The following is a 7,666-nucleotide window of genomic DNA, read 5'->3' on the forward strand; positions in this document are numbered from 1 at the left end:
GAAGGCCTCGGAGAAGCAGTCGCCGGATCAAAGGCCGCCGTCAAAATCTGGTGAGAATCTCCGAAGTTATTCATTTAGAGGTTGGTATGCAACGTCAGCCAAAGGTTACGGTTGTGGCGACATAAAGTTTCAGACGAAGACCTCAAAAGACCAGATGGCAACGAAGAAATCTCGAACAGAATCAAGAGACTTGGCCGCCCTCCGCAAGAGGGCCGAAGAAAAGCTCCACGACCGGAGCGCAAAACTTTCGCAGCTATCAACGGAAGATATCAAGACACTTGTCGAGGAACTCGGGAGATACCAGATCGAACTCGAGATACAGAACGAAGAGCTGCGCATGGCGCAGGAGGAACTCGAGACATCACGGAGAAAGTATGCCGATCTATACGATTTTGCTCCTGTAGGGTATTTTACTTTTGACGCCAAGGGATTGATCAAAGAGGTGAACCTTACGGGGATCGAGATGTTGGGTCAGAATAGGTCACTTTTGATAAACAAGCCCTTTCCCTTGTTTCTTGTCTCCGACGACCGTAACATTTTTCACGTTCACCTCAGGAATGTCATGAAAAGTCCCGACCGGCAGACCTGCGAAATCAGACTCATAGGGAAGAAGGGGTCGCAGGTCTATGTCCGGATGGAGAGTATCGCGACGGCGAAGGGGGAGGATGGGGCCGTTTATTGCAGGTCAGCGGTGAGTGACCTTGCGGCGCAGAAGAAGGCCGAGGAGCAGATCTCAAAACTGAATATGCAACTTAAACAAAAGATCGGCCAGCTCGAAATATCAAATAAAGATTGGGAAATGTTCAGCCATGCAGTTTCTCACGAACTTCGCACACCGCTTTTTTCAATCGACGGATTCTCCCGTATGACATTGAAAAAATATGCAGATAGGCTGGATGTTAAGGGTCGAGAATATTTGACAACTATTATGGAAGCGGCAAAACAGATGGGTCATTTGCTTGACGACCTATCTGCTTTCTCTCGTGCCAGTGCAATAGAAATAATGGCAAAACCGGATAGGGTCAATATGAAAGAAATAGCAAGGCGTGCCTATGAGGAACTTAAGCCGGTTATCGGAAGTCGAAATGTTCGGCTCGAAATGAAATCACTCCCGTTCTGCCATGGTGACCTGTCATTGTTGAAGCAGGTTTTTGCAAATCTCCTTTCGAACGCCATTAAATTTACGGAACCGAAGGAGATTGCTTTACTCGAAGTTGGTTCTGTCGAGAATGAAGATGAAATAGAATTTTACGTTAAGGATAATGGTGTCGGATTTGATATGGAGCATAGAGATAAGCTCTTTAATATTTTTCAGCGGCTGCACAGCCCGGATGATTTTAAGGGAACGGGCGCCGGACTGGCCATTGTCAGAATGATAGTGGAGAAACATGGCGGAAGAGTTCGGGCCGAAAGTGAGACAGGCACGGGAGCAACATTTTATTTCACATTGCCTGCAAACAAATGTTTCTTGACCTGAAAGAAGCTTCGGCAGAACTCGATATCCCATCGTCTGTTGACCCATAATTATTCTCTGTTTTTTTCTCATCATCGTTACCCTTAAACACTTCCGGATGATTTTTTTCTATTTCCTTTAAAATGGACGGAGAAGCAACTTTCTTTAAGCAATTGGGGCATATGCCATGGGTAAAAGTGGCTTGTGTGTGTTCCTGAATATAGGTCTCAACTCTTGTCCAGTACCCTTTATCATCACGTACATTTTTACACCATGCACACATAGGCAGTAAACCCCTTAATGTCTTTATCTCATTGAGGCTTTTTTCTAATTTGATTATCAACTTCTGCCGCTCTATTGAATACCGAATTGACCGAACCAAGAGGCTATCGTCGAACTGCCCTTTGACAAGATAGTCTTGAGCGCCTTCTTGCACTGCCCTCAACGCCAGGTTCTTATCATTGAGCGCTGTCTGCACAATTACGGGGATGTCAGGATATCGATTATGGATCTTCATGAATGTTTCTATTCCCTGACTGTCAGGGAGGCCCAAATCCGATAAAATGACATCAAATGATTCCTCTGCAAGACTATCAAAAGCGGAAGACAATCTTTCTGCCTGTTGCAATTTTATATGAACATCTTCCGCATTGACTAATATTTCACGCACGAGAGCGGCATGATCCCGATTGTCTTCGATAAGCAAAACTTTTATGTTTTGTTCTTTTTGCATCAGCCCGACCCTCAATTGATTATATTTTATCACCAGTTTTGTGACGAGGGAAGTAGCTGACAGGAAATAGAGTTGATAACCAACGCGAAGTACATTTCACTGTTTATTTTCTTGAAGGGGTCAGGGCGCAGCAGTCTATGTGCTTCTTAACTTCTCTTCACAGAGACGACGGTTCTGATATACGTCCTCAGATTTTCGAGCGGGGTCTGCGGGAGGATGCCGCAGCCGGGCGCGATGACGTGCATTCCCTGCCTCACCGAATCCTCCGTCTCTGCGACAATCTCTTCCGTGCTGCCGGAATAGAGCGTCCGGGGCGATATCTTCCCGACCAGGGCAACTTTCCCCTCTGTTACCCTCAGCGCATGCTCGATGTCAACGGGCTTGTCGATGCTCAACGCATCTGCGCCTGTTGCCGCCATCTGTTCCAGGAGGGGAGTCGGGTTGCCGCAGATATGGAGAATCGACGGCCTGCTGAAGGAAGCTATCAGCTCCTTCGTGTAGGGGAAAGAAAACTCTGCGTACTGCCGAGGACCGAGCGACTGAGACGTGCCGTCCGCGAGGAATAGGACATCGGGATTTCTCTTTTCGATTTCCCGGGCGTAGCTCTTCGCGATCTCGGTCATCCTCCGGAGTTCTTTGGTCACGAATTCGGGATCTGAAAAAAATGCCTCCGTGATATCTTCAAAGCTCAGGCTCGTGGCGAGGAGTTCGAAGGGCGTACCGAGGGCAACGATGAGCGGCACGATTCCCCGCGTCTTCTCCCGGAGGAGCTCGATCGCTTCGAGCACCTCCGGCATGCGGCCATCCTTCAGGGGATCCGGGGTCCTGATCTGGTGGTACTCGCTCCTTGTCTTTGGTTTGGTCATCGGCGGGGTATCCATATCTTCTCCGAATCTCGTCTCACATCCCATCGCTTCCGCCTCGACATTGATGTCGAAGGGCACTCGAACGCTCTCGATCCCTCCTATCTCATGGCATGCCCAGGCGAGGCCCGCCATCTCCTTCGCTTTTCGCTGAGCCGCGGGCCAGCGGAATCCGCTCTGTTCCATGATCTCAACGACCGCGTTCTGTGTCGGCACAACAGCAGGAGGCCGGTCGATAGTTCCCCGTCTCAATGCCGTAAGGAGTCTTTCCCTCTGATTCATCTTTCCCCCTAAGAAAAGGCCTTCTATTTATTGAGGAGCCGGATAATCTCGGTATGTTCGGGAAAGCGTCCCTTTTCCTTCTTCGAGAAAATCAGTTCACCGTCCAAACTGACTTCAAAGGCCCCGATATCACGTGAGTGCACAAGCACCGCTTTCATGCCCGTCGCGGTTTCCACTGCCCTTGAAAGGCTGGCCGCGATCGGCCGGTAATTGCAGGTTCCGCAGTATTCGATCAAAAGCTTCTTCATAAGACTCCCCATATGATTTAGGATATCACCACCGGCAACCCCTGTCAAAACTCCGCGGCTGGAAATCCTGACCTTATCGTCCATGGAACACGAATATAGAAACGGAAGATTTGCTCAATTCGATTTACTTTTGTATGGCTTTATCAGGTTTTTTGGTTTAAAATATCTTCCGAACAAGGCAGACCATTAAACTTCCGACAGGAGGAGACAGTGAAAAGGCGATCGATCTATCTTGTATTAATAGTGATGCTTTTGAGTGTTTCGGGCTGCGGGTATAACACGATGCAGGCAAATGAGGAAGCGGTCAAGGCGGCATGGGGCGATGTCGAGGCAGCCTACCAGCGGAGGACCGATCTCATCCCGAATCTCGTGGAGGTCGTGAAGGCTTACGCAAAGCACGAGAGGGAAACCCTGACCGCAGTGACAGAGGCGAGGGCAAAGGTCGGCTCCATACAAATGTCGAAGAATATTCTCGAGGACCCGAAGGCATTCTCCCAGTTCCAGGAGGCCCAGGGTGCGATGTCCAGCGCCCTTTCACGCCTCATGGTCGTCGTCGAAAAGTACCCCGACCTTAAAGCGAACCAGAACTTTCAGGACCTTCAGCATCAACTGGAGGGCACGGAGAACAGGATCAATGTGGCACGCACGCGGTACAACAAGGCGGTCGAATCTTTCAATACCTCTATCAGGATATTCCCGAACAGCCTGACAAACAGTCTTCTGCTCCATCTGAAACTGAAAGAGCCCTTCAAGGCCGAGGCAGGAGCAGAGAAGGCACCGAAGGTGCAGTTCTAGTTCCGAACCTATGGCAGGGAAGTATCGGTCATGGGAGTAGCTGGATGATGAAGAGGTTTCTCTTCCTCGTCATTCTTGCTTTCCTGCTCTGCCCCATTTCCGCTAATGCCTTCGATCTGCCGAAACTCGAGGGCCATGTCAATGATTACGCCAGCATGATATCTCCTCAGGCGAGGGCCGAACTCGAGCGGGAACTGAAGGCCTTTGAACAGACTGACTCGACGCAGATAGTAATTCTGACTGTTCCCTCACTCGATGGATATCCGATCGAAGAATTCGGAATCAAGGTAGCAGAGGCCTGGAAGATAGGGCAGAAGGGCAAAGACAACGGCGTAATCTTCATCGCAGCGAAACAGGATAGAAAGGTGAGAATAGAGGTGGGTCGGGGCCTCGAAGGGAAGCTCACGGACCTCATGGCAGGCAGGATTATCGACCTTGTGGTAAAACCGCGGTTTAAAAGAGGCGATTTTGACGGAGGGTTTCTTGCGGGTGTCTCCGCGCTCATCGATGCTACACGCGGGGAGTTCAAGGCCGAAGGAGAGCACCGCGCCACGAGACATGAAGGTTCTTCGCGTTTCGCCACCTTCCTCATTTTTGGCGGAATCCTTCTCCTCATCCTCGGAAGCATCTCGCGCATCCTGGGCGGAGTAGCAGGCGCGGTGGGACTGCCCGCGATCGTTGCCCTATCCGGAATTTCTTCCGGTCTCGTGATCCTCATTATTCTTGCCGTTCTCGGATTCGGCGCGGGGCTCATACTCCCCCTCCTCTTTTCTGCCGGAAGGTCTTCCCGGGGAGGTGGGTTCGGACCCGGCGGAGGGTTTTTCGGAACGGGAGGGGGAGGCGGCGATTTCGGCGGGGGAGGCTTCAGCGGAGGCGGTGGTGATTTCGGCGGAGGAGGGGCGTCAGGAGACTGGTGATGAAACACGGGTTAAAGGCAGAAAGGTTTTTTACTGCGGAAGAAAAAAAACGGATTAGAGAGACGACCCGCGATGTCGAATCCCGGACGATCGGAGAGATAGCCGTCATGGTCGTTGAAAGCAGCGACCACTATTTTGAGGCGGAGATTGTGGGCGCGATACTCCTTTCGAGCCTTCTGTCTCTCGCGGTGACTGTGTCATATTTCCATTCGTCGGTCTGGTTCTATGTACCCCTGAACTTTCTGTTCTTTTTCCCGGCACGCCTTCTCTTTCAGAAAGTGCATTCGCTAAAAGTGGCATTCACGGGCTTGCACAGGAGGGAACATGCCGTGCGGCTCAGGGCGGTCCGGGCGTTCTATGAAAAGGGGCTTTACAAGACGAGAAAAAATACCGGCATCCTCTTTTTCATTTCCCTCTTCGAAAGAAAGGTGAGGGTTCTTGCCGACAGCGGAATCCATGAGAAGATCGGTCAGGAGACACTCGACAGATTGGCGAAGACGGTCTCTCAGGGCATACGGGACGGTCGGGCCTCTGACGCCCTCTGCGAAGCGATTAAGGCTGCGGGTGCGCTGCTCGAAAAGCATTTCCCGCTCACGCCCGGAGACACGAACGAACTCTCAGACGCCGTAATGACCGAATGAAATGACTTCTTTTGGCAGTCTTCGCCTGTGCTATAATGGGCGTCAGAGAAGACGTAACGACCGGGAGAGATGAAGCCCCTTCCCCAAGGATCTGATATGACACACGAAAAAAAGGAACTGACCGACATATTACGGAAGATACTTCTCAAGCTCGATATGCTCTTCCACGTCATCGCAGCCGTGCTGCTGCTCATCGCATGCACGTTCATCTTCTATTATGCCGTTCTCAATATTCTGAGTCCCACCCGCGACTCGATCATACACCTCGTCAACGATGTGCTCCTGGCACTCATCATCCTCGAGCTCCTCTGGACCGTAATCAGGTGGCTGAAGAAACAGAAATTCATCCTCGGTCCCTTCTTCGCGATCGGCATCATCGCGGCATTGAGGAGGATACTCCTCGTAGAGGCCCAGACGTCGTATCTGGAACACGTGCCCTACGAAAAGCTCTATGAGATCGGACTCAGCGCTGTCATCATCATCATCCTCATGATAGCTTATTACATCTCTATCAAGGCGGATAAATTAGAGCAGCAGGACTGAAGAGGAGGAATATATATGGCTGAAGAACACACCTTTGACATTGTCTGTAGCATCGATCTCCAGGAAGTATCGAATGCCGTAAATCAGGCGATGAAGGAGATAGGCCAGAGGTTCGACTTTAAAGGGAGTAAGAGCAACATCGAACTCGACAAGGGCAAGGGACTCATCACCCTCGCGTCGGATGACGAGCCGAAATTGCGGAGCGTCATCGATATCCTCCAGTCAAAACTCGTAAAGCGAGGGATTTCGCTGAAGGCCCTCTCTTACGGAAAAGTGGAGGAGGCAGCGGGGAGCACCGTCAGACAGGTCATAACGCTCCAGCAGGGAATCCCTCAGGATAAGGCCAAGGAAATCGTGAAAATGATAAAGGATAGGAAGCTGAAGGTGAATGCAGAGATACAAAAGGACCAGGTACGGGTGAAGGGAAAAAATATCGACGATCTGCAGGCCCTCATCGCCATGCTCAAAGAAAAGGACTTCGGGATCCATCTCCAGTTCACGAATTATCGATGAGTCTCTGATCTCTTTTTTCCCTTTGAATGAGCGGGGAAGACATATGAAGACATATCTTGAATTATACCTTGACAAAGATTATTCGTTTGGGTTAGTCTATCGGACGTTCTTTGAAATGGCTAAAAATGTGCGTAGTAAACCTGTTGATTTTTGAGTAAACCAGTATCAAATGAGAGTTTGATCCTGGCTCAGAACGAACGCTGGCGGCGTGCCTAACACATGCAAGTCGAACGGGGTTAAGATAGGGACTGGGCATCAGGGATCGGGGAAGAGAGGCGGATTCCTGGTATCGAGTCCCTGTCTTAACTTAGTGGCGGACGGGTGAGTAACACGTAGGTAACCTACCCTTGAGAGGGGGACAACCCCGCGAAAGCGGGGCTAATACCCCATAAGACCACGGACTGGGATGTCTGCGGTAAAAGGAGCAATCCACTTGGGGACGGGCCTGCGGCCTATCAGGTAGTTGGCAGGGTAACGGCCTACCAAGCCTAAGACGGGTAGCCGGTCTGAGAGGACGAACGGCCACACTGGAACTGGGACACGGTCCAGACTCCTACGGGAGGCAGCAGTGGGGAATTTTGCACAATGGGGGAAACCCTGATGCAGCGACGCCGCGTGGAGGATGAAGGCCTTCGGGTTGTAAACTCCTTTTGTAGGGGACAATGATGATGGTACCCT

General features: G+C 50.9%; 9 protein-coding genes and 1 rRNA gene. 7 read left to right on the forward strand and 3 right to left on the reverse strand.

What is annotated here, in order from left to right; all coding sequences use genetic code 11:
- Nucleotides 1–337 precede the first annotated feature (337 nt).
- The gene (locus VEI96_07495; GenBank protein ID HXX57831.1) at nt 338–1,477 is read left to right on the forward strand and encodes an ATP-binding protein; all 1,140 of its coding nucleotides are present in this window, start codon (nt 338–340) and stop codon (nt 1,475–1,477) included.
- Here the strand turns inward: VEI96_07495 and VEI96_07500 are convergent.
- From VEI96_07500 to VEI96_07510, 3 genes are all read right to left on the reverse strand, one after another.
- Entirely contained in the window at nt 1,443–2,186 is a 744-nt protein-coding gene (locus tag VEI96_07500; GenBank protein HXX57832.1) for a response regulator, read from the reverse strand. The two genes, VEI96_07495 and VEI96_07500, sit on opposite strands and share 35 nt — an antisense overlap.
- 146 nt (nt 2,187–2,332) lie before the next feature.
- Entirely contained in the window at nt 2,333–3,331 is a 999-nt protein-coding gene (locus tag VEI96_07505; GenBank protein HXX57833.1) for an MtaA/CmuA family methyltransferase, read from the reverse strand.
- 23 nt (nt 3,332–3,354) lie between these two features.
- Entirely contained in the window at nt 3,355–3,579 is a 225-nt protein-coding gene (locus VEI96_07510; protein HXX57834.1) for an Rdx family protein, read from the reverse strand.
- Nucleotides 3,580–3,789: 210 nt separating this feature from the next.
- Here VEI96_07510 and VEI96_07515 point away from each other — a divergent pair, with 210 nt between their 5' ends.
- The 6 genes from VEI96_07515 to VEI96_07540 form a co-directional block, all read left to right on the forward strand.
- Nucleotides 3,790–4,374, forward strand: a complete 585-nt coding sequence (locus VEI96_07515; protein HXX57835.1) for a LemA family protein — start codon at nt 3,790–3,792, stop codon at nt 4,372–4,374.
- A gap of 44 nt (nt 4,375–4,418) precedes the next feature.
- Complete coding sequence (locus tag VEI96_07520) at nt 4,419–5,291, forward strand: TPM domain-containing protein (GenBank protein HXX57836.1); 873 nt, start codon at nt 4,419–4,421, stop codon at nt 5,289–5,291.
- A complete protein-coding gene (locus VEI96_07525; protein ID HXX57837.1) occupies nt 5,291–5,932 on the forward strand; it encodes a TPM domain-containing protein in 642 nt (213 codons plus the stop codon). The genes VEI96_07520 and VEI96_07525 overlap by 1 nt, the downstream gene beginning before the upstream one ends.
- Nucleotides 5,933–6,028: 96 nt before the next feature.
- A complete protein-coding gene (locus VEI96_07530) occupies nt 6,029–6,475 on the forward strand; it encodes a phosphate-starvation-inducible PsiE family protein (GenBank protein ID HXX57838.1) in 447 nt (148 codons plus the stop codon).
- Nucleotides 6,476–6,490: 15 nt separating this feature from the next.
- A complete protein-coding gene (locus VEI96_07535; GenBank protein ID HXX57839.1) occupies nt 6,491–6,988 on the forward strand; it encodes a YajQ family cyclic di-GMP-binding protein in 498 nt (165 codons plus the stop codon).
- A gap of 165 nt (nt 6,989–7,153) precedes the next feature.
- Nucleotides 7,154–7,666 (forward strand): 16S ribosomal RNA (locus VEI96_07540); the annotation flags it as partial.

The sequence above is a fragment of the Thermodesulfovibrionales bacterium genome (assembly GCA_035622735.1).
In the GTDB taxonomy this organism is placed as follows: domain Bacteria; phylum Nitrospirota; class Thermodesulfovibrionia; order Thermodesulfovibrionales; family UBA9159; genus DASPUT01.

Bases quoted from the DNA above. Each gene is read 5' to 3' on its own strand.
- VEI96_07530 (HXX57838.1), top strand. From the start codon at position 6,029: ATGACACACGAAAAAAAGGAACTGACCGACATATTACGGAAGATACTT.
- VEI96_07520 (HXX57836.1), top strand. From the start codon at position 4,419: ATGATGAAGAGGTTTCTCTTCCTCGTCATTCTTGCTTTCCTGCTCTGC.
- VEI96_07495 (HXX57831.1), top strand. From the start codon at position 338: ATGGCGCAGGAGGAACTCGAGACATCACGGAGAAAGTATGCCGATCTA.
- VEI96_07510 (HXX57834.1), bottom strand. From the start codon at position 3,579: ATGAAGAAGCTTTTGATCGAATACTGCGGAACCTGCAATTACCGGCCG.
- VEI96_07535 (HXX57839.1), top strand. From the start codon at position 6,491: ATGGCTGAAGAACACACCTTTGACATTGTCTGTAGCATCGATCTCCAG.
- VEI96_07525 (HXX57837.1), top strand. From the start codon at position 5,291: ATGAAACACGGGTTAAAGGCAGAAAGGTTTTTTACTGCGGAAGAAAAA.
- VEI96_07505 (HXX57833.1), bottom strand. From the start codon at position 3,331: ATGAATCAGAGGGAAAGACTCCTTACGGCATTGAGACGGGGAACTATC.
- VEI96_07500 (HXX57832.1), bottom strand. From the start codon at position 2,186: ATGCAAAAAGAACAAAACATAAAAGTTTTGCTTATCGAAGACAATCGG.